Annotated in this window: 17 protein-coding genes and 1 other RNA gene; 7 read left to right on the forward strand and 11 right to left on the reverse strand. The window is 66.9% G+C overall.

Annotated features, from left to right (window positions below; all coding sequences use genetic code 11):
• Positions 1–165: 165 nt before the first annotated feature.
• Complete coding sequence (locus A7X97_RS02250; protein WP_072168302.1) at positions 166–1,365, reverse strand: MFS transporter; 1,200 nt, start codon at positions 1,363–1,365, stop codon at positions 166–168.
• A gap of 72 nt (positions 1,366–1,437) precedes the next feature.
• On the opposite strand from A7X97_RS02250, the gene A7X97_RS02255 reads away from it, so the two are divergent.
• Complete coding sequence (locus A7X97_RS02255; RefSeq protein ID WP_065179663.1) at positions 1,438–2,235, forward strand: AraC family transcriptional regulator; 798 nt, start codon at positions 1,438–1,440, stop codon at positions 2,233–2,235.
• Positions 2,236–2,357: 122 nt separating this feature from the next.
• Here A7X97_RS02255 and dnaJ read toward each other — a convergent pair whose 3' ends face one another.
• The 4 genes from dnaJ to hrcA all read right to left on the reverse strand — a co-directional run bounded on the left by dnaJ (position 2,358) and on the right by hrcA (position 7,384).
• Entirely contained in the window at positions 2,358–3,482 is a 1,125-nt protein-coding gene (gene dnaJ / locus A7X97_RS02260; protein WP_072168303.1) for a molecular chaperone DnaJ, read from the reverse strand.
• Between the two features lie 154 nt (positions 3,483–3,636).
• A complete protein-coding gene (gene dnaK / locus A7X97_RS02265; protein ID WP_005416183.1) occupies positions 3,637–5,559 on the reverse strand; it encodes a molecular chaperone DnaK in 1,923 nt (640 codons plus the stop codon).
• Positions 5,560–5,740: 181 nt separating this feature from the next.
• Positions 5,741–6,256 (reverse strand): nucleotide exchange factor GrpE, encoded by a 516-nt coding sequence (grpE, locus tag A7X97_RS02270; protein WP_061477936.1) that lies wholly within the window; start codon positions 6,254–6,256, stop codon positions 5,741–5,743.
• A 63-nt stretch (positions 6,257–6,319) separates the two neighbouring features.
• Entirely contained in the window at positions 6,320–7,384 is a 1,065-nt protein-coding gene (gene hrcA / locus A7X97_RS02275) for a heat-inducible transcriptional repressor HrcA (RefSeq protein WP_005416180.1), read from the reverse strand.
• A 115-nt stretch (positions 7,385–7,499) separates the two neighbouring features.
• Here hrcA and recN point away from each other — a divergent pair, with 115 nt between their 5' ends.
• The gene (gene recN, locus A7X97_RS02280; RefSeq protein ID WP_111007560.1) at positions 7,500–9,161 is read left to right on the forward strand and encodes a DNA repair protein RecN; all 1,662 of its coding nucleotides are present in this window, start codon (positions 7,500–7,502) and stop codon (positions 9,159–9,161) included.
• A gap of 134 nt (positions 9,162–9,295) precedes the next feature.
• On the opposite strand, the gene A7X97_RS02285 is transcribed toward recN, so the two are convergent.
• Positions 9,296–10,213 carry a LysR family transcriptional regulator gene (locus tag A7X97_RS02285; protein ID WP_111007561.1) on the reverse strand — a complete coding sequence of 306 codons (918 nt, stop codon included), beginning with the start codon at positions 10,211–10,213 and terminating at the stop codon, positions 9,296–9,298.
• A 97-nt stretch (positions 10,214–10,310) separates the two neighbouring features.
• On the opposite strand from A7X97_RS02285, the gene A7X97_RS02290 reads away from it, so the two are divergent.
• Positions 10,311–11,555 carry an SGNH/GDSL hydrolase family protein gene (locus A7X97_RS02290; RefSeq protein ID WP_111007562.1) on the forward strand — a complete coding sequence of 415 codons (1,245 nt, stop codon included), beginning with the start codon at positions 10,311–10,313 and terminating at the stop codon, positions 11,553–11,555.
• Positions 11,556–11,613: 58 nt separating this feature from the next.
• Here the strand turns inward: A7X97_RS02290 and fur are convergent, their stop codons facing one another.
• A complete protein-coding gene (fur, locus tag A7X97_RS02295; RefSeq protein WP_005409235.1) occupies positions 11,614–12,021 on the reverse strand; it encodes a ferric iron uptake transcriptional regulator in 408 nt (135 codons plus the stop codon).
• 103 nt (positions 12,022–12,124) lie between these two features.
• Between fur and A7X97_RS02300 the strand changes: the two genes are divergently transcribed.
• Complete coding sequence (locus A7X97_RS02300; protein WP_005409234.1) at positions 12,125–12,517, forward strand: outer membrane protein assembly factor BamE; 393 nt, start codon at positions 12,125–12,127, stop codon at positions 12,515–12,517.
• Positions 12,518–12,551: 34 nt separating this feature from the next.
• Here A7X97_RS02300 and A7X97_RS02305 read toward each other — a convergent pair whose 3' ends face one another.
• Complete coding sequence (locus A7X97_RS02305) at positions 12,552–12,809, reverse strand: RnfH family protein (RefSeq protein ID WP_072168307.1); 258 nt, start codon at positions 12,807–12,809, stop codon at positions 12,552–12,554.
• A gap of 3 nt (positions 12,810–12,812) precedes the next feature.
• Positions 12,813–13,238, reverse strand: coding sequence for a type II toxin-antitoxin system RatA family toxin (locus A7X97_RS02310; RefSeq protein WP_061477941.1), 426 nt, complete (start codon positions 13,236–13,238; stop codon positions 12,813–12,815).
• A gap of 57 nt (positions 13,239–13,295) precedes the next feature.
• Between A7X97_RS02310 and smpB the strand changes: the two genes are divergently transcribed.
• Positions 13,296–13,799, forward strand: a complete 504-nt coding sequence (gene smpB / locus A7X97_RS02315) for an SsrA-binding protein SmpB (RefSeq protein WP_005416174.1) — start codon at positions 13,296–13,298, stop codon at positions 13,797–13,799.
• Positions 13,800–13,874: 75 nt separating this feature from the next.
• Here the strand turns inward: smpB and A7X97_RS02320 are convergent, their stop codons facing one another.
• Entirely contained in the window at positions 13,875–14,447 is a 573-nt protein-coding gene (locus A7X97_RS02320) for a hypothetical protein (RefSeq protein WP_061477942.1), read from the reverse strand.
• 220 nt (positions 14,448–14,667) lie between these two features.
• Between A7X97_RS02320 and ssrA the strand changes: the two genes are divergently transcribed.
• Positions 14,668–15,021, forward strand: a transfer-messenger RNA (tmRNA) gene (gene ssrA, locus A7X97_RS02325).
• Between the two features lie 165 nt (positions 15,022–15,186).
• On the forward strand, positions 15,187–16,392 hold the full coding sequence (locus tag A7X97_RS02330; protein ID WP_245884929.1) for a tyrosine-type recombinase/integrase: 1,206 nt from the start codon (positions 15,187–15,189) through the stop codon (positions 16,390–16,392).
• Between the two features lie 3 nt (positions 16,393–16,395).
• Here A7X97_RS02330 and A7X97_RS02335 read toward each other — a convergent pair whose 3' ends face one another.
• Positions 16,396–16,899 carry a hypothetical protein gene (locus A7X97_RS02335; protein ID WP_088497207.1) on the reverse strand — a complete coding sequence of 168 codons (504 nt, stop codon included), beginning with the start codon at positions 16,897–16,899 and terminating at the stop codon, positions 16,396–16,398.
• Positions 16,900–17,136: the final 237 nt, after the last annotated feature.

Raw genomic sequence — 17,136 nt, forward strand, 5'->3', positions numbered from 1 at the left:
GGTTGCGGGGGCGTGAGCGCCATGGATGGCGCGACCGAGCCTGCAGGGACGTATTCACGGCGTCCCCCGCAACCGGACCCACCCCGCCAATCCACGGATAGCGCGCTTCGGCTGTTGCCGTTGCCTCTGCGGGTGCAGGGCTGCAAGCCCTGCAACCCAACCCCCTCAGCGAGCAGCAGGCCGCGACGGCGGCAGCCACGCCGCCACGATGCCCAGCAACGGCAGGAACGCGGTCAGCTGGTAGACGTACTCGATGCTGGTCCTGTCCGCCAACAGGCCGAGCACGGCGGCACCCAGCCCGCCCATACCGAACGCGAAACCGAAGAACAGGCCGGACACCATGCCGATGCGGTGCGGCATCATCTCCTGCGCGTACACCACGATGGCCGAGAATGCCGAGGACAGCACGAAGCCGATCAGTACCGCGAGCACCGTGGTCCACAGCAGATCGGCATGCGGCAGCATCAACGCAAACGGCGCCACGCCGAGGATCGAGGTCCAGATGATCGGCTTGCGGCCGATCCGGTCACCCAACGGGCCGCCGAGGAAGCCGCCAGCGGCGGACGCCACCAGGAACGCGAACAGGTGCAGCTGCGCCTGCGCCACCGGAATGCCGAAATGGTGGATCAGGTAGAAGGTGAAGTAGCTGCCGATGCTGGCCATGTAGAAGTACTTGCTGAAGATCAGCACCAGCAGGATCGCCAGCACCTTGGCCACCGTGCGTGGTGGATGGCGCGGCGCCATCGAGGCGGTACTGGCTGGGCGCGGCGTGCCCAGATGCAGCGCGTACCAGCGGCCGACATAGGTCAGCAGCGCGATGCCGATCAGGGCCGCGCCTGCGAACCACGACGCGGCATGCTGGCCGTACGGCACGATCACTGCCGCCGCAATCAGGGGGCCCAACGCGGTACCGAAATTGCCCCCCACCTGGAACACCGACTGCGCGAAGCCATGACGGCCGCCCGAGGCGAGCCGCGCGATGCGCGAGGCCTCCGGATGGAAGATCGCCGAGCCGATGCCGACCATTGCCGCTGCCAGCAGCACCATCGCGTAGTTCGGTGCGAAGCCGAGCAGCAGCATGCCGCACAAGGTCGAGGCCATGCCGATCGGTAGCGAATACGGTGCCGGGCGGCGGTCGGTGGCTACACCGATCAACGGCTGGAAGATCGACGCAGTGAGCTGATAGGTCAACGTGATCAGGCCGATCTGGGTGAAGCTGAGACTGAAGCCACCCTTGATCACCGGATAGATGGCCAGGATCAGCGACTGCATCATGTCGTTGACGACGTGCGAGGTGGAAATGGCGGCCAGCACGCCGGGGGCCGCCGGGCGTGAGGTCGTTGCGGGAGAAGCCAGGGTCGACATGGACGCAGTCAGGTTGGGGGCGAGCCCCGCATGCTACGGTTGCCCTTCCCTCCCTTCTGCCGCGTTCAGGTCATGCCCTATCGCAAAAAGGACATAGCCAGTGACGTCGATCCGGCCGCGCCCTGGCGGGAGGTTCCACTGCATCGCCCGGTCACCTATCGGGTCACCCAGTACCCAGTAGGTACCCACATCCCTGGTCACAAGCATCAGCGCCACCAGCTGGTCTACGCCATCTCCGGCCTGATGGTGGTGCGGTCGGAAGTCGGGCGCTGGGTGGTGCCATCGAACCGCGCGATCTGGATGCCGGCCGGCATGGTGCACGCGGTGGACTGCATCGCCGCCGTGCACATGCGCAGCCTGTACATCGACCCGCCGTTTGCCCCGCACCTGCCGACCGAGCCGTTCGCGGTGCAGGTGTCGCCCCTGCTGCGCGAACTGCTGCAGGCCGCCACGCTGGTCAAGGGCGAGCACATCGAGGACAGCCGCGATGGCCGCGTGGTGCGCCTTCTACTGGACGAACTGCATCGCATGGACGTGCTGCCTCTGCACCTGCCTGCGCCAAGCGACCCGCGCCTGCTGCGGATCTGCCAACACCTGCAGAAGCACCCCGGCGACGACGCCACACTGCAGGACTGGGCACAGGCGCTGGAGGTGGACGTGAAAACCATCCAGCGGCGCTTCGCCACCGAGCTGGGCATGACCTTCGGCCAGTGGCGGCAGCAGGCACGGCTGCTGGCCGCGATGGAACGGCTGGCGGTCGGTGACAAGGTCATCGATGTCGCGCTGGCGACGGGCTACGACAGCCCCAGCGCGTTCACCAGCATGTTCAAGCGCCAGCTCGGGCAGACACCTGCGGCGTTTTTCCGGTAACGGCATCCACGCATGGCGTGGATCCACCATCGCGGCGCATGCCCGGCGGAAACCATCGCGGATCGCAAACGAGAACGCCGGGCATGGCCCGGCGCTTCCGCTTAACGCTTCGGTTGAGAAACTCAGGACGTCATCCGGTCCCAGAAGCCCTTCACGCCGTCGATGAAGGTGGCCGACTTCGGCGAATGCTTGCGCGCTTCCTCGCCGACGAAGGTGGCTTCGAACTGCTCCAGCAGCTTGCGCTGTTCGGTGGTGAGGTTGACCGGAGTCTCCACCACCACGCGGCAATACAGGTCGCCTTCGCTGCGGCTGCGCACCGAACGCACACCCTTGCCGCGCAGGCGGAACAGCTTGCCGGTCTGGGTCTCGGCCGGAATGCGGATCTCCGCTTCGCCGCCGAGGGTAGCCACGCGCACGGTGTCACCCAGTGCCGCCTGCGAGATGCGGATCGGCACTTCGCAGTGCAGGTCGTCGCCATCGCGCTGGAAGATCGCATGCTCGCGCACGCGCACTTCCACGTACAGGTCGCCCGGCGGCGTACCGGCCGGCCCGGCTTCACCCTCGCCCTGCAGGCGGATGCGGTCACCGGTATCGACGCCCGCCGGCACCTTCACCGACAGCACCTTGTCTTCCTCGACGCGGCCGTTGCCGTGGCAGGTCTTGCAGGGCTTGGCGATGATCTGGCCACGGCCGCCGCAGTTGTGGCAGGCCTGCTGCATGGCGAAGATGCCGCGCTGGATGCGCACCTGGCCGCGGCCATGGCACACGTTGCAGGTCTCGACCTTGCCGTCCTCGGAGCCACTGCCATCGCAGTCGCCGCACTCGGCCAGGGTCGGAATCTCGATGCGGCGCTCGACGCCGCGCACGGCCTCTTCCAGATCCAGCTCCATCACGTAGCCGATGTCGGCGCCGCGACGGGCCTGGCGCGGACCACCGCCGCCACCGCCAAAGATGTTGCCGAAGATATCGCCGAAGATATCGTTCATGTCCGGGCCGCCCGGGCCGCCGCCGCCCATGCCGTGCTCGAACGCGGCGTGGCCGTGGCTGTCGTACATGCGGCGCTTGTTGCCGTCGGACAGCACTTCGTAGGCTTCCTTGCACTCCTTGAAGGAGGCCTCGGCCGCCGCATCACCCGGGTTGCGGTCCGGATGGAACTTCATCGCGCAGCGACGGTACGCCTTCTTCAGCTCGTCGTCGGTGGCGGTGCGGGCAACGCCCAGCACTTCGTAGTAATCGCGCTTGCTCATATCGTGAATCGGGTTCCGGAAAGTCGGGATTCGTCAAAGCGGAAGAGCGGAACCAGGTCCGCTCTTGCGTCGGGCGCCCCGACACGCCGGTGGGCGGTCAGGACCCTGATGCGACAACGGGACGCTGGTGGCCAGCGTCCCGCGTCGGTCCGGATCAGGACTTCTTGTCGTCCTTGACTTCGGTGAACTCAGCGTCGACCACGTCATCCTGCGCCTTGCCGGCATTGCCGGCGTCGGCACCCGGGGCACCGCCCTGGTCGGCCGAAGCAGCGGCGAACAGCGACTGGCCAGCTTCTTCCAGTGCCTTCGACTTGGCTTCGATCTGTGCCTTGTCGTCGCCCTTCATCGCGGTTTCCAGATCAGCCAGCGCTGCCTCGACCTTGCCGATGACATCGCCGCCGACCTTGCTGCCGTGCTCGGTGATGGCGCTGCGGGTGCCGTGGATCAGGGCGTCGGCCTGGTTGCGGGCCTGCACCAGTTCCTGGAACTTCTTGTCTTCCTCGCGGTTGGCTTCCGCGTCGGCAACCATGCGCGCGATCTCTTCCTCGGACAGGCCCGAACCGGCCTTGATCTCGACCTTCTGTTCCTTGTTGGTCTTCTTGTCCTTGGCCGACACGTGCAGGATGCCGTTGGCGTCGATGTCGAAGGACACTTCCACCTGCGGCAGGCCACGCGGGGCCGGCTCGATGCCGGACAGGTCGAACTTGGCCAGCGACTTGTTGAAGCGGGCCTGTTCGCGCTCACCCTGCAGCACGTGCACGGTCACGGCCGACTGGTTGTCCTCGGCGGTGGAGAACACCTGCGAGGCCTTGGTCGGGATGGTGGTGTTCTTCTCGATGATCTTGGTGAACACGCCACCCATGGTTTCGATACCCAGCGACAGTGGGGTCACGTCCAGCAGCAGCACGTCCTTGACGTCGCCGCCCAGCACGCCACCCTGGATCGCCGCACCCAGTGCCACGGCTTCGTCCGGGTTGACGTCCTTGCGCGGTTCCTTGCCGAAGAACTCGGTCACCGCCTGCTGCACCTTCGGCATGCGGGTCTGGCCGCCGACCAGGATCACTTCGCTGATGTCGCTCGAACGCAGGCCGGCATCGTTCAGGGCGACGCGGCACGGCTCGATCGACTTCTTGATCAGGTCGTCCACCAGTGCTTCCAGCTTGGCGCGGGTCAGCTTGATGTTCAGGTGCTTCGGACCCGACGCGTCAGCGGTGACGTACGGCAGGTTCACTTCGGTCTGCTGGGCGCTGGACAGCTCGATCTTGGCGCGCTCGGCAGCATCCTTCAGGCGCTGCAGGGCCAGCGGATCCTTGCGCAGGTCGATGCCCTGGTCCTTGTTGAATTCTTCAACCAGGTACTCGATGACGCGGTTGTCGAAGTCTTCGCCACCCAGGAAGGTGTCGCCGTTGGTGGCCAGCACTTCGAACTGCTTCTCGCCGTCGACATTGGCGATCTCGATCACCGAGACGTCGAAGGTGCCGCCGCCCAGGTCGTACACCACGATCTTGCGATCCTTGTTGTCGCCCTTGTCCAGGCCGTAGGCCAGCGCAGCCGCGGTCGGCTCGTTGATGATGCGCTTGACGTCCAGGCCGGCGATGCGACCGGCGTCCTTGGTCGCCTGGCGCTGGCTGTCGTTGAAGTAGGCCGGCACGGTAATGACCGCTTCGGTGACCTTCTCACCGAGGAAGTCCTCGGCGGTCTTCTTCATCTTCTCCAGCACCTTGGCCGAGATTTCCTGCGGGGCCATCTTCTTGCCGTCGCTGGTGGCGACCCAGGCATCGCCATTGTCATGGGCCAGGATGCTGTACGGGACGTGGGCGATGTCCTTCTGCACCTCGCCATCGGTGAACTTGCGGCCGATCAGGCGCTTCACCGCGTAGAAGGTGTTCTTCGGGTTGGTCACGGCCTGGCGCTTGGCCGAGGCACCGACCAGGACTTCGCCGTCCTTGGTGTAGGCGACGATCGACGGGGTGGTGCGATCGCCTTCCGAATTCTCGATGACGCGGGCCTTGCCGCCGTCCATGATCGCCACGCACGAGTTGGTGGTGCCGAGGTCGATACCAATGATCTTGCCCATGGGGGAGACTCCTGAGGATGCTTGTTGGGGTCAGTCCGGCCGTTCGGCCGGTGGATGAATACGATGTGGGGGAGGCCCGTGGAACATTCAAGCCACCTCCCGAACGCTGTGTTTCCGGTCGCCCGGCGCGTTCAGCGTCGGGCCGGGTCGCAGGTGATTCCCGCCGCCCGGCCCGGCAGGGTCAGTCGGCGGCCACCACCACCAGCGCCGGCCGCAGCAGGCGCTCGTTGAGCAGGTAGCCCTTCTGGAACACGGTCACCACGCTGCCCGGGGCAGCGCCCGGGGTCGGCGCCTGGCTGATGGCCTGGTGGTGCTCCGGGTTGAACGGCTGGCCGATCGGGTCCAGCAGGACCAGGCCGTTGTCGGCAGCGACCTTGAGCAGCTGCTTGTAGGTCAGCTCCAGGCCTTCGCGCAGCGGGTGCGGGTCGTCGCCGGCGGCCTTCAGGCCGGCATCCAGGCTGTCGAACACCGGCAACAGCTCGCCCAGCAGCTTCTCGTTGGCGAACTTGCGGGCCTGCTCGATGTCACGGGCAACACGCTTGCGCTGGTTTTCCAGGTCGGCGCGCTCACGCAGCGCATCGGCCTTGACCTGCTCGACTTCGGCGCGCAGGCGCTCGACTTCGTCGTTGACGCCGGCGGTGGCAGCCGCATCGGCGGCACTCTGCTGGGATTCGATATCTGGATGTTCGTGGTTCATGTCTGGGTCCCTGGCGGTCACTCTCCGCCTCCACCCACCCTAGTGTGGGCGGGATGCTGCGTTTCAAGCGTCGGATGTTCCCGGCGTGCGTCCGGCCGGCGAAAAGGCCGCGCCAAGCACATCGGCGGTGGCCTGGACCAGTGGGATCACCCGGTCGTAGGCCATCCGCTTGGGACCGATCACGCCCAGCACGCCCAGCACCTGGCCATTGGCGGTATACGGGGCAGTGACCAGCGAGACGCCCTGCAGCGGCATCATTCCGGTCTCTTCGCCGATGAAGATGCGCACCCCCGGCGCCTGGATGGTCCGCTCCAGCAGCTGCAGGATTTCGCGCTTGCTGGAGAACAGCTCGAACAGTTCGCGCAGGCGCTCCAGGTCGGACAGGTCCTGCACGCCCATCAAGCGGGTCTGCCCGGCCACCAGCATGTCGTCGGCCGCCGGCTGCAGGGCCTGCTCGGCCAGTTCGATGCTGTGGGCCAGCAACTGCTCCAGTTCGGACCGGGCGTCGCGCAGCTCCAGCAGCAGGCGGGTACGGATCTCGGCCATCGGCAGGCCGGCGAAATGCGCATTGAGGTAATTGGCGACCTGCTCCAGCTGGCCTGGCGCAAACTCCTGCCGGGTCTCGATCACCCGGTTCTGCACCTCGTTGTCGGCAAATACCAGGATCGCCAGCACCCGGCGCCCGTCCAGCGCCACGAAATCGATCTGGCGGAAGGCGAACTGCTCACGCCGCGGGGCGCTGACCACGCCGACGAAGTGGCTCATCGCCGACAGCAGCTCCGAGGCGCTGCCGAGCAGGGCCTGGGTACTGCCGCCGCCGGCCAGTTCCTGGCGCAACCGGGCCAGCTCGCCCTCGCCCGGCGGCTGCATCTGCAGCAGGCTGTCGACGAACACCCGGTAGCCATGCGCGGTCGGGACGCGGCCGGCCGAGGTATGTGGCGAGGCCAGCAGGCCCAGATCCTCCAGGTCGCCCAGGATGTTGCGGATGGTGGCCGGGCTGACCTCCAGGCCGGCCACGCGCGCCAGCGTCTGCGAGCCGACCGGCTCGCCGTCCTGGATGTATCGCGCGATCAGCGTGCGCAGCAGGTGGCGCGCACGCGGGGCAAGCTGGTCGGGAGAACCGTGCATGGAATCAACCTGTGAGACACGGACACTAGATAATGGCGGCGCATCGCCTTGGCAAGTCATTGGACCTCCCGCGCCCGCGTGCTAGCGTTGCGCGGCTGCTGACACCCCCTTACCCATGCTCAGACATCTTTCGATCAAGGATTTCGCCGTCGTCCGCGCCACCGAACTGGAGTTCGGGCCAGGCATGACCGTGGTTTCAGGCGAGACTGGCGCCGGCAAGTCGCTGATGGTCGACGCACTGGGCTTCCTGTCCGGCCTGCGCGCCGACAGCGGCGTGGTCCGCCATGGCGCCGCCCGCGCCGAGCTTTCCGCCGAGTTCGCGCTCGAGCAGCTGCAGGCCGCCCGCCAGTGGCTGGCCGACAACGAGCTGGACGACGAGGACCAATGCCAGCTGCGCCGCGTAATCCGCGCCGACGGCGGCTCGCGGGCCTGGATCAATGGCCGCCCGGTGACGCTGGCACAGCTGGGCGACCTGGCCTCGCTGCTGGTGGAGATCCACGGCCAGCATGAACAGCAGGCGCTGCTGGCGCGCCCGTCGCAGCTGGCCCTGCTGGATGCCTATGCCGGCAACGAGAACGAGCGCCGCCAGGTGCGCCATGCCGCCGCGGCTTGGCAGGCACTGGTCGATGAATCGCTGGCGTTGTCGCAACAGGGCGACGTCAGTGACCGGATCGGCTTCCTGGAGCACCAGCTGCGCGAACTGGACCGCGAGGACCTTGAACCGGAGTCGATCGCCGCACTGGGTGCCAGCCACCGCCGCCAGGCCCACGCCAGCGCCCTGCTGAGCGCCTGCCAGGCGGCCAGCAACCAGCTCAACGGTGAAGACGGCAGCTCCGCGCTGGACCTGCTGCAGCAGGTGCGCCACGAGCTGTCGCGGCTGGTCGAGCACGACCCGCGCCTGGGCGAGGTGGACGGCCTGATCGAGAACGCCTCGATCCAGCTGCACGAAGCCCTGTCGCTGCTTGATCGCGTGCACGACGACCTCGACGCCGACCCGGAACAGTTCGAGGAGAACGAGCGCCGCCTCGGCCGCCTGCACGACCTGGCCCGCAAGCACCGCGTGCCGATGGACGAACTGGGCGCGCAGCGCGAGCGCATGCATGCCGAAGTGGAGCAGCTGCGTGGCGCCGACGAGCGCCTGCAGCGCCTGGCCGGCGAGATCGACAAGGCCGCCGCCGCCTGGCGCGTACAGGCTGAAGTGCTGACCGCCAGCCGCCGCAGCGCCGCCGCCGAACTGTCGGCCACCACCACCAGCATCATCGCCGAGCTGGGCATGGGCGGCGGCCAGTTCCTGATCGAACTGGAGCCACAGGACAGCGGCAAGCCCGACCCGCAGGGTGCCGAGCGCGTCGAGTTCCTGGTGGCGGCCAACGCCGGCCAGCCGCCGCGCGCCCTGCGCAAGGTGGCCTCGGGCGGTGAACTGTCACGCATCTCGCTGGCCATCGAAGTGGCCGCGCTGGACCTGGATGCAGTGCCAACCATGGTGTTTGACGAGGTCGACTCCGGCATCGGCGGCGCGGTGGCTGACATCGTCGGCCAGAAGCTGCGCGCGCTCGGCGAGAAGCGCCAGGTACTGTGCGTGACCCACCTGCCGCAGGTCGCTTCCAAGGGCCATGCCCATTACCGGGTCAGCAAGGCCCCGGTGGAAGGCATGACCCAGAGCGCAGTGGAAAAGCTGGACAACAAGGCGCGCGAAGAAGAGCTGGCGCGCATGCTCGGCGGCGTGGAAGTGAGCAAGGAAGCGCGCGCCGCCGCCCGCAAGCTGCTGCAGGCCTGAGGCCTGTTCACGGTTATCCACGCATGGCGTGGATCTACAACCCACCCGCACGGTAGTGCCGGACGCTGGCCGGCAACCCAACACCGGTGGACGATGATCGTGAGGTTGCCGGCCAGCGGCCGGCACTACCCGTATCACCCCAACGGCCGCGCCAGATCCACGTTCTCCACCAGGAAATCGAGGAACGCGCGCACCCGCAGCGGCAGGTAACCGCCCTGCCCCAGGAACACCGCGTGCACCTCTTCCAGGTCACCGGGATTGGCCTCTTCCAGCACCGGCAGCAAGCGCCCGGCAGCAATGTCCTCCTGCACCTGGAATGCCGCCAGCCGCGCCATGCCCAGCCCGCCCAGCACCAGCTGGCGCAGCGCATCGCCGTTGCTGGCGCGGGCATTGCCACTGGGCAGCAGCATCCGCTCGCGCCCCTCCTGCAGCAACGGCCACCCCTGCATCGCACGCGCGTGGCCGATGTCCAGCCGGTTGTGCGACTGCAGTTCCTCGGCAGTGCGTGGCAGCCCGTGCCGCTGCGCGTAGGCCGGTGCAGCCACGATCATCATCCGCGTCGCGCCCAGCCGTCGCGCCACCAGACTGGAGCTCTTCAGCGGCCCGGCCCGCACTGCCACGTCGGTGCGCTGCTCAAGCAGGTCGATCACCTCGTCGTTGAGGGTCAGGTCCACGCCCACCTGCGGGTTACGCTCAAGGAACGCCGGCAGCAGCGGCAACAGGAAATGGCGGCCAAACGGCACGTTGGAGTTGACCCGCAGCCGCCCGCGCGGCTCGGCATGGGCGCTGGCACAACGCTCGGCCTCCTCCAGGTCGGCCAGCACGCGCAGGCCACGCTCATAGAACGCGCAGCCTTCCGGGGTCAGCTGCAGCTGGCGGGTGGAGCGTTGCAGCAGGCGCGTGCCCAGCCGATGCTCCAGCCGCGCCACCAGCTTGCTGACCGCCGACGGCGTCATGTCCAGCGTGCGGGCCGCAGCGGAAAAGCCACCGGTCTCGATCACGCGCACGAACACTTCCAGTTCGCCGGATCGGTTGATGTCAGGTCGCGCCATGGCAATGAATCCAGTTCACAGATGATTGTCCATGCGCAGTCTAGTTCACAGATAAGCACGGAATCACCATGGCGGTCCCTCCACTCGGGACTGCCCGATGAACCGCTTGAGCCAGCTCACCGCCACCGCCCTGCTCGCCGTGTCCGGCGCCGCCAGTGCCGCATCCGCCCCGCACTGGGTCGCCAGCTGGCAGGCCAGCCCGCAGCCGGTCTGGAACGCGGATTTCCTGTTCCCGACCCTGGTCCCGGCCACACTGCAGGACCAGACCTTCCGCCAGACGGCGCGCATCAGCCTGGGCGGCCCGCGGCTGCGGGTGCGGCTGAGCAATGCCTACGGCACCCAGCCGCTGCGGATTGGAGCAGCCAGCGTGGCCGCACGCGCGGGCGCCATCCCGCAACCGCTCAGCTTCGGCGGCCAGCCCGGGGTGTTGATCGGGCCCGGTCAGGAACAGCTGAGCGATCCGCTCCCGCTGGCCACGGATGACCGCCAGGCAGTGCAGGTCAGCGTCTTTGTGCCGGGGCCGGCAACCGTTCAGACGTTCCATTGGGAAGGCCGCCAGACCAGTTGGATCGCCCCCGGCGACCAGAGCCGGGCCCAGGCCCTGAACGCAGCCAGCAGCACCACCGCCCGCCTGCTGCTGACCGGAATTGACGTCGAGGCCGGCGCCGACGCGCGCAGCGTGGTGGTGATCGGGGATTCGATCACCGACGGTGCCACCGCCAGCCTCGACCAGGACCAGCGCTGGACCGATCATCTGGCCGCGCGCCTGGCAGCGCGGGGCATAGCCGTGGTGAACGCCGGCATTTCCGGGGGGCGGCTGCTGCGCGACGGCATGGGTGAATCCGCCCTGGTCCGCTTCCGGCGCGACGCGCTGGACCAGCCTGCGGTATCCAGTGTGATCGTGCTGATGGGCATCAATGACATCAGCTGGCCAGGTACCGCATTCGCCCGCAACCAGGCCCGGCCCACGCTGGCCGAACTGCAGGCGGGGTATCGCACGCTGGCAGAACAGGCCCGCCACCGTGGCGTGCGGATCATTGGCGCCACCCTGCCGCCGTTTGCCGACGCCCTGCCCGGCACGCCACTGGACGACTACTACCACCCGGACAAGGATGCCCTGCGCCAGCGGATCAATGCCTGGCTGCGCACGGACAGCCCGTTCGACGCGGTGATTGACCTGGACGCGGCGCTGCGCGACCCGGCCGATCCCTCACGGATGGCCGCCGCCTACGACTCCGGCGACCACCTCCACCCGGGTGATGCCGGCAACCGGGCCATGGCCGAGGCGGTCGATCTTGAGGTGCTCATGGGGCCATCCACGCATGGCGTGGATCTACCGTAAGCAACGAAAAACCCCGGGCAGGCCCGGGGTTCCGTCGCATCCAGCTGGCCGGAACGGCTTACTTGCGCTTCTTGCGCACGTACAGCACCAGCGAGTGCTCTTCCAGCTCGTAGCCATGGTCTGCGGCGATCTTGCGCTGCAGCTCCTCGATCTCGTGGCTTTCGAACTCGATGATCTTGCCACTGTCCACGTCGACCATGTGGTCATGGTGGCCGCCACGGTCCAGTTCGTAGACCGCCTGGCCGCCCTCGAAATTGTGCTTGAGCACGAGGCCGGCGGCCTCGAACTGGGTCAGCACCCGGTACACCGTGGCCAGGCCGATCTCGTCGCCGTGCTCCAGCAGCTGGCGGTAGATGTCTTCGGCGGTCATGTGGTGCTGGGCATTGCGCTGCTCGAGCAGCGCCAGGATCCGCATCCGCGGATGGGTCACCTTCAGGCCGACTTTACGCAGGTCGTGGGTTTCCATAGGTCTCCGTTCATTGGCGATTTAGCGCCAGCTGCCTCGGATTGGGTCGCGGTGGCACGCCGGGAGTGTATCATCGGTTTGATTTCCCCAACCGCCAGTCCCGATGCGCAATCTCCTGTTGGTCGCCGCCGTCGCCCTGTCCACCACCGGGTGCGGCATCATCTACAAGCAACCCATCTATCAGGGCAACCTGATCCGGGAAGATGCCGTGGCCAAGCTGCAGGTCGGGCAGAGCAAGCAGCAGGTCACCGCGCTGCTGGGCACCCCGTCCATTCCCGACCCGTTCCACGCCCAGCGCTGGGACTACACCTCCAGCCAGCGCGTGAACCGCCTGGGCCGTACCGAAGTGAAGAACTTCGTGGTGTTCTTCGAGAATGACACCGTGACCCGCTGGGAAGGCGATTACTTCCCGGGCAACGACAAGGCCCTGGCCCAGCAGACCGTGCGCCAGTTCGGCCGCAATCTGCCGAAGGACAAGAAGAAGAAGGGCCGCTGAGCCCCCTGCCCGTCCGCAGGTACGGCTGCCGGAATCAACCGCCGAGCGCGCGACGCCGGCGGTTATCCTTCGGATCTGCCAGCAGCGGGCGCAGCAGTTCGATGCGGTCGCCGTCCAGCAGAACCTGGTGCGGGCGTGCCACTACGCCATGCACGGCGACGGCGGGACAATCGGCACTGCCTTCCAGTGCGGCCGCCGCGACAGCATCGGCGACGGTGGCCCCCTCTTCCAGCTGCAGGCGGCACGACAGCACCCGCTGCGGCCAGGCCAGTACCACCTCGACCTCGATCATCGCTCAGCCCTCGTCGGCGACGCGGACGAAATCGTTGACCATGCGATCGGCCAGCCCCTGGAAGCCGATTGCCAGCGCCGGACCGAGCAGGCGCGAGCTGGGTTCGAACTCCAGGGTCAGGGTGACCTTGCAGGCATCCTCGGCCAGCGCATGGAATTCCCAGCGGCCGTGCAGCTGCTTGAACGGGCCATCGCGCAGCTGCATATCAATGCTGTGCGGTCGCCGCAGCGTGTTTTCGGTCTGGAACCAGGTGCTGAAAGAGCCCAGGCCGAGGTCCAGGCGCGCCACCAGGCGGTCCTCGCCCTGCTCCATGATCTGGGCAGCCGAGCACCAGCGGAAACGGCTCGGATAGGCCTGGACATCATTGACCAGGTCGAACATGCGCGCGGCCGAATGTTCGACCAGGGCGCTGCGGCGGATAGTAGGCATGAATACAGGACGTTTCGGCAATCGACCGGGCGGGCCCGAATCGGAGACAATACGGAAATGAGCAAGAACAGCGGCAAGGATAAAGCAAAGAGCGCGACGGCCAACAAAACCATCGCGTTGAACAAGCGTGCCCGCCACGAGTACCACATCGAAGAGCGCTTCGAGGCCGGCCTCGCCCTGCAGGGCTGGGAGGTCAAGTCGATCCGCGCAGGCCGCGGCAACATCATCGACGCCTACGCCTATGTGAAGCGCGGCGAGATCTACCTGATCGGCGCACAGATCACCCCGTTGATCCAGGCCTCCACCCACGTGGTGGCCAATGACCGGCGCGAGCGCAAGCTGCTGCTGCACCGGAACGAGATCGACAAGCTGATCGGCAAGGTCGAGCGCGATGGCTACACGATCGTGCCCACTGCGATGTACTGGAGCAAGAACAAGATCAAGCTCGAAGTCGCGCTGGCCAAGGGCAAGCAGACCCATGACAAGCGCGATGCCGCCAAGGACCGCGACTGGGCGATCGAGAAGCAGCGTGTGATGCGTCGCGGCAACCGCGACGCGTAAGGCTGTAGCGCCGAGCCATGCTCGGCTTCGGCAAGAAGGGCAGCCGAGCGCAGGCTCGGCTCTACAAAAGGCGGGTCACCCCGCCAGCATGCCCTGCCCGCGCATGCGCGGTGCCAGCGCCGCGTGCATCACGGCCAGGTGCATCACCACTGCCAGTTCCGGGGCATGCCGGTCATCGCCCGCGCGCCACTGCTGTGCCATCTGGGCCGCATCGGCCGGCAACAGGGCCAGCAACTGGGCGTCATCCAGCGAATCGGCAGCGCCCTGCAACTGGCGCGCCAGCTGCCGCGACTGCCACACATGCACGCCGATGCTGAGGCTGGCCAGCGACATAAGGACCACGGCCAGCCCGTGCTCGAACCACTGCGACAGCACTTCCGGCCCCCACAGCAGGGCCGCCAACACCGCCATGCCGGGCAGACGCCAGCCCAGCCAATGGATGCGACCGCGTTGCGACCAATGCACCACCACCGCACTGGCGACCAGTGCTGCGGCCGCTGTGGCCGGCAGTTCGGTCAGCGCGGTGGCCGCAAGCAACGCCGCCAGTACCGCCCAGACCCAGCCGGGCGGCAGCGCGCGCCGCTGGTAGTCGGCCCCGACGGGCCCGACCAGCTGTCGCAGGCTGCGTTGTTGGCTTGCCTCGGTCACCCACAGTCTCCGTGTTTGTCCTGGCCCGGATGGTCGCCGCCAGTGTGTCGCAAATTCGTGCCCATGACGTTACCAATCCGCTATGACGGAGGCTCTACAACTTGTTGTGGATTGCCAAGGTGACTGTTCAGCTGTTTTGCCGTAGCATTGCCACTGTTGGGCAGGCACTGACCGTGGCGACACGAAACAGGCCTTGTACCTTGCAGAACTTGAAGAAACCGGGGGTGCATTGGTTTCGACGGGGGTTGTGAAGTCGCCTGGCGCATGCCGAGGGGGTAGCTTTCCTCGTAAATCCAGCTGCAAAACTCTAGTTGCCAACGACGACAACTACGCTCTGGCCGCTTAAGGCCTAAGCCTCGAAACCGCTTGTGTCCATGCTCGCGGTGTAGAGTCACTATCATGGAATCGCGCTGGACGGCTGCCTGTCAGTCCGGCACTAGAACACAACAGGCTGGTTCCCGGATGCGCTTTGCGCACCGTGCTGTTCGGGGGCGAGATCCAACGGTGAGCTAAGCATGTAGTGCTGGGGATGGAGTGCCTTCGGACGGCGGTTCAATTCCGCCCACCTCCACCAACGAACGGTTCGTCAAGGACCGGAGAAGCCCGGAAACCCCCGCATCACAAGGGTTTCCGGGCTTTTTTATTGTCCGCAGCAGACCGGGGCAATCCGTTTCAATCCATGAGACGGTGGGGGTATATCAAGGGGTATCCGACCGCACCCACTGAAGCGATACCCCCAATGCCTCTGACCGACGCAGCCATCAGGCGCGCCAAGCCCAGCGACAAGCCGCAGAAGATCACCGACGGTGGCGGCCTTTACCTCTACCTCACCCCGACCGGCGCACGCAGCTGGCGCTGGAAGTACCGCATCGCCGGCAAGGAGAAGCTGCTGTCGATCGGCCTGTACCCGGATGTCTCCTTGGCGCGCGCCCGCGAGGCCCGCGACGAAGCCCGCCGACTGCTGGCCCGAGGCGTCGACCCTGGCGCGCAGAAGAAGGCCGCTGCCCTCGCCCACTCCGCCCTTGGCTCGGACAGCTTCGAGACCATCGCCAATGAGTGGCTGGCCACACGCCCATGGGTGCCCAGCTATGCGGAGAAGGTCGAAGCCTGGATGAAGAATGACGTATTCCCGTGGATCGGGTCGCGCTCTGTAGCTGACCTCACCGCGCCGGATTTCCTCCGGGTGGCCCGACGCATCGAGGAACGCGGCGCAATCGAATCCGCGCATCGGATCATGCAGAACTGCGGCCAGATCATGCGCTACGCCGTGGCCACTGGCTGCGCCGAGCGAAACCCGGTTGCCGACCTGAAAGGAGCGCTCGCGCCGCCTAAGGAGGCCAACCATGCGGCGATTACTGACCCCGTGCAGCTGGGTGGCCTGCTGCGCTCCATCGAGGCATACAGCGGATCTGCCATCACCCGCGCGGCGCTGCGACTGGCGCCGCTGGTGTTCCTGCGTCCTGGCGAACTGCGACATGCGGAATGGGAGGAATTCGACCTCGACGCGGCCGTGTGGACTATCCCTGCCAGCAAGATGAAGATGCGTGCCGCACATTTGGTGCCGCTGTCCAGGCAGGCGCTGCAGATCCTGGAGGACATCAAGCCGATCACCGGCCGACACAAGTGGGTGTTCTCTGGCGCCCGCGATTCCAAACGCCCGATGTCAGAGAACGCCGTTACCGCAGCGCTGCGCAACATGGGTTACGACCGCACGATGATGACCGGCCACGGCTTCCGCGCGACGGCTCGCACCATTCTGGACGAGGTCCTGCACTTCCGCCCGGACATCATCGAGCACCAGCTTGCTCACGCGGTGAAGGATCCCAACGGCCGGGCCTACAACCGCACGTCGCACCTGCAGGAGCGCGTGCGGATGATGCAGGTCTGGGCGGATTACCTCGATGGTCTGCGCGACGGCAACGTGGTGAAGCTGCGGGCAGGATGAGGCCTACACGCCCCGCCGCATCTGCTGCAGCCCTGCCCTCACCCAGGCCTTGGTGCGAGCGTCCCTCGCTCGGGGTTTCGTCTCCGCTGGCGGCTTGCGCGGTTCAAGCGCCGCCTTGATCCGCTCGACCTCCTTCGCCCCTGCCTCGGCCAAGCGCCGGGCCTGTTGCTGCTGCTCGCGGGTTGGTGGCAGGCCGGGCAGCGGCGGCTCGGGCTGGATCGGGGTGCTGTCGGTCAGCCGGGCGACTGCCTGGCGCAGAGGCAGATCGGGATAGAGCCTGGCCGCACACCAGCGCTCGGCGTACCGCTTCGCCTGCCGGACGTTGGCCGCGCGCACTTCCTTCACCTGCCACATCTTCTGGCCTTCCATCCATAGCCGGACCCCAGGACCACCGTCGGGCGTGACGCTGGCCGTCTCGCGGCCGTTGTACCAAAGCGCCCAGCGCTCACCGGTTTGGACCCAGCCAGAGGGGATCGGGGCGGTGCGGAAGCCGTGGGAAGATCGCATGGCCGGAAGGATACGGCCGGCGGTCGCAGATCCTGCGAACACGGCGGCGACCTGGCTGAATCGTTCGGACTGGATGCCGGCGCGGCGCCACTCGGCGCTCCCGCTGAGCCAGCTGTGGCCCGACCTCGACTTTTAGCCTCAGCGCCATGAGAGCTCTGACGAGCGATATTGCGCGCTTCATGAATAGAAGCTAAATTCTACTCGCCCAGCCCTGCCAGCAAAATGTAAAGCTCACTG

It is taken from the genome of Stenotrophomonas sepilia, assembly GCF_003244875.1.
In the GTDB taxonomy this organism is placed as follows: Bacteria; Pseudomonadota; Gammaproteobacteria; order Xanthomonadales; family Xanthomonadaceae; genus Stenotrophomonas; species Stenotrophomonas sepilia.

What these genes read in the sequence shown, in the direction of transcription:
- smpB (WP_005416174.1), top strand. Translation starts at nt 13,296, where the DNA reads ATGAGCAAGAACAGCGGCAAGGATAAAGCAAAGAGCGCGACGGCCAAC.
- A7X97_RS02305 (WP_072168307.1), bottom strand. Translation starts at nt 12,809, where the DNA reads ATGATCGAGGTCGAGGTGGTACTGGCCTGGCCGCAGCGGGTGCTGTCG.
- recN (WP_111007560.1), top strand. Translation starts at nt 7,500, where the DNA reads ATGCTCAGACATCTTTCGATCAAGGATTTCGCCGTCGTCCGCGCCACC.
- hrcA (WP_005416180.1), bottom strand. Translation starts at nt 7,384, where the DNA reads ATGCACGGTTCTCCCGACCAGCTTGCCCCGCGTGCGCGCCACCTGCTG.
- A7X97_RS02310 (WP_061477941.1), bottom strand. Translation starts at nt 13,238, where the DNA reads ATGCCTACTATCCGCCGCAGCGCCCTGGTCGAACATTCGGCCGCGCGC.
- A7X97_RS02285 (WP_111007561.1), bottom strand. Translation starts at nt 10,213, where the DNA reads ATGGCGCGACCTGACATCAACCGATCCGGCGAACTGGAAGTGTTCGTG.
- dnaJ (WP_072168303.1), bottom strand. Translation starts at nt 3,482, where the DNA reads ATGAGCAAGCGCGATTACTACGAAGTGCTGGGCGTTGCCCGCACCGCC.
- A7X97_RS02290 (WP_111007562.1), top strand. Translation starts at nt 10,311, where the DNA reads ATGAACCGCTTGAGCCAGCTCACCGCCACCGCCCTGCTCGCCGTGTCC.
- A7X97_RS02335 (WP_088497207.1), bottom strand. Translation starts at nt 16,899, where the DNA reads ATGCGATCTTCCCACGGCTTCCGCACCGCCCCGATCCCCTCTGGCTGG.
- A7X97_RS02330 (WP_245884929.1), top strand. Translation starts at nt 15,187, where the DNA reads ATGCCTCTGACCGACGCAGCCATCAGGCGCGCCAAGCCCAGCGACAAG.
- grpE (WP_061477936.1), bottom strand. Translation starts at nt 6,256, where the DNA reads ATGAACCACGAACATCCAGATATCGAATCCCAGCAGAGTGCCGCCGAT.
- dnaK (WP_005416183.1), bottom strand. Translation starts at nt 5,559, where the DNA reads ATGGGCAAGATCATTGGTATCGACCTCGGCACCACCAACTCGTGCGTG.
- A7X97_RS02300 (WP_005409234.1), top strand. Translation starts at nt 12,125, where the DNA reads ATGCGCAATCTCCTGTTGGTCGCCGCCGTCGCCCTGTCCACCACCGGG.
- A7X97_RS02255 (WP_065179663.1), top strand. Translation starts at nt 1,438, where the DNA reads ATGCCCTATCGCAAAAAGGACATAGCCAGTGACGTCGATCCGGCCGCG.
- A7X97_RS02250 (WP_072168302.1), bottom strand. Translation starts at nt 1,365, where the DNA reads ATGTCGACCCTGGCTTCTCCCGCAACGACCTCACGCCCGGCGGCCCCC.
- fur (WP_005409235.1), bottom strand. Translation starts at nt 12,021, where the DNA reads ATGGAAACCCACGACCTGCGTAAAGTCGGCCTGAAGGTGACCCATCCG.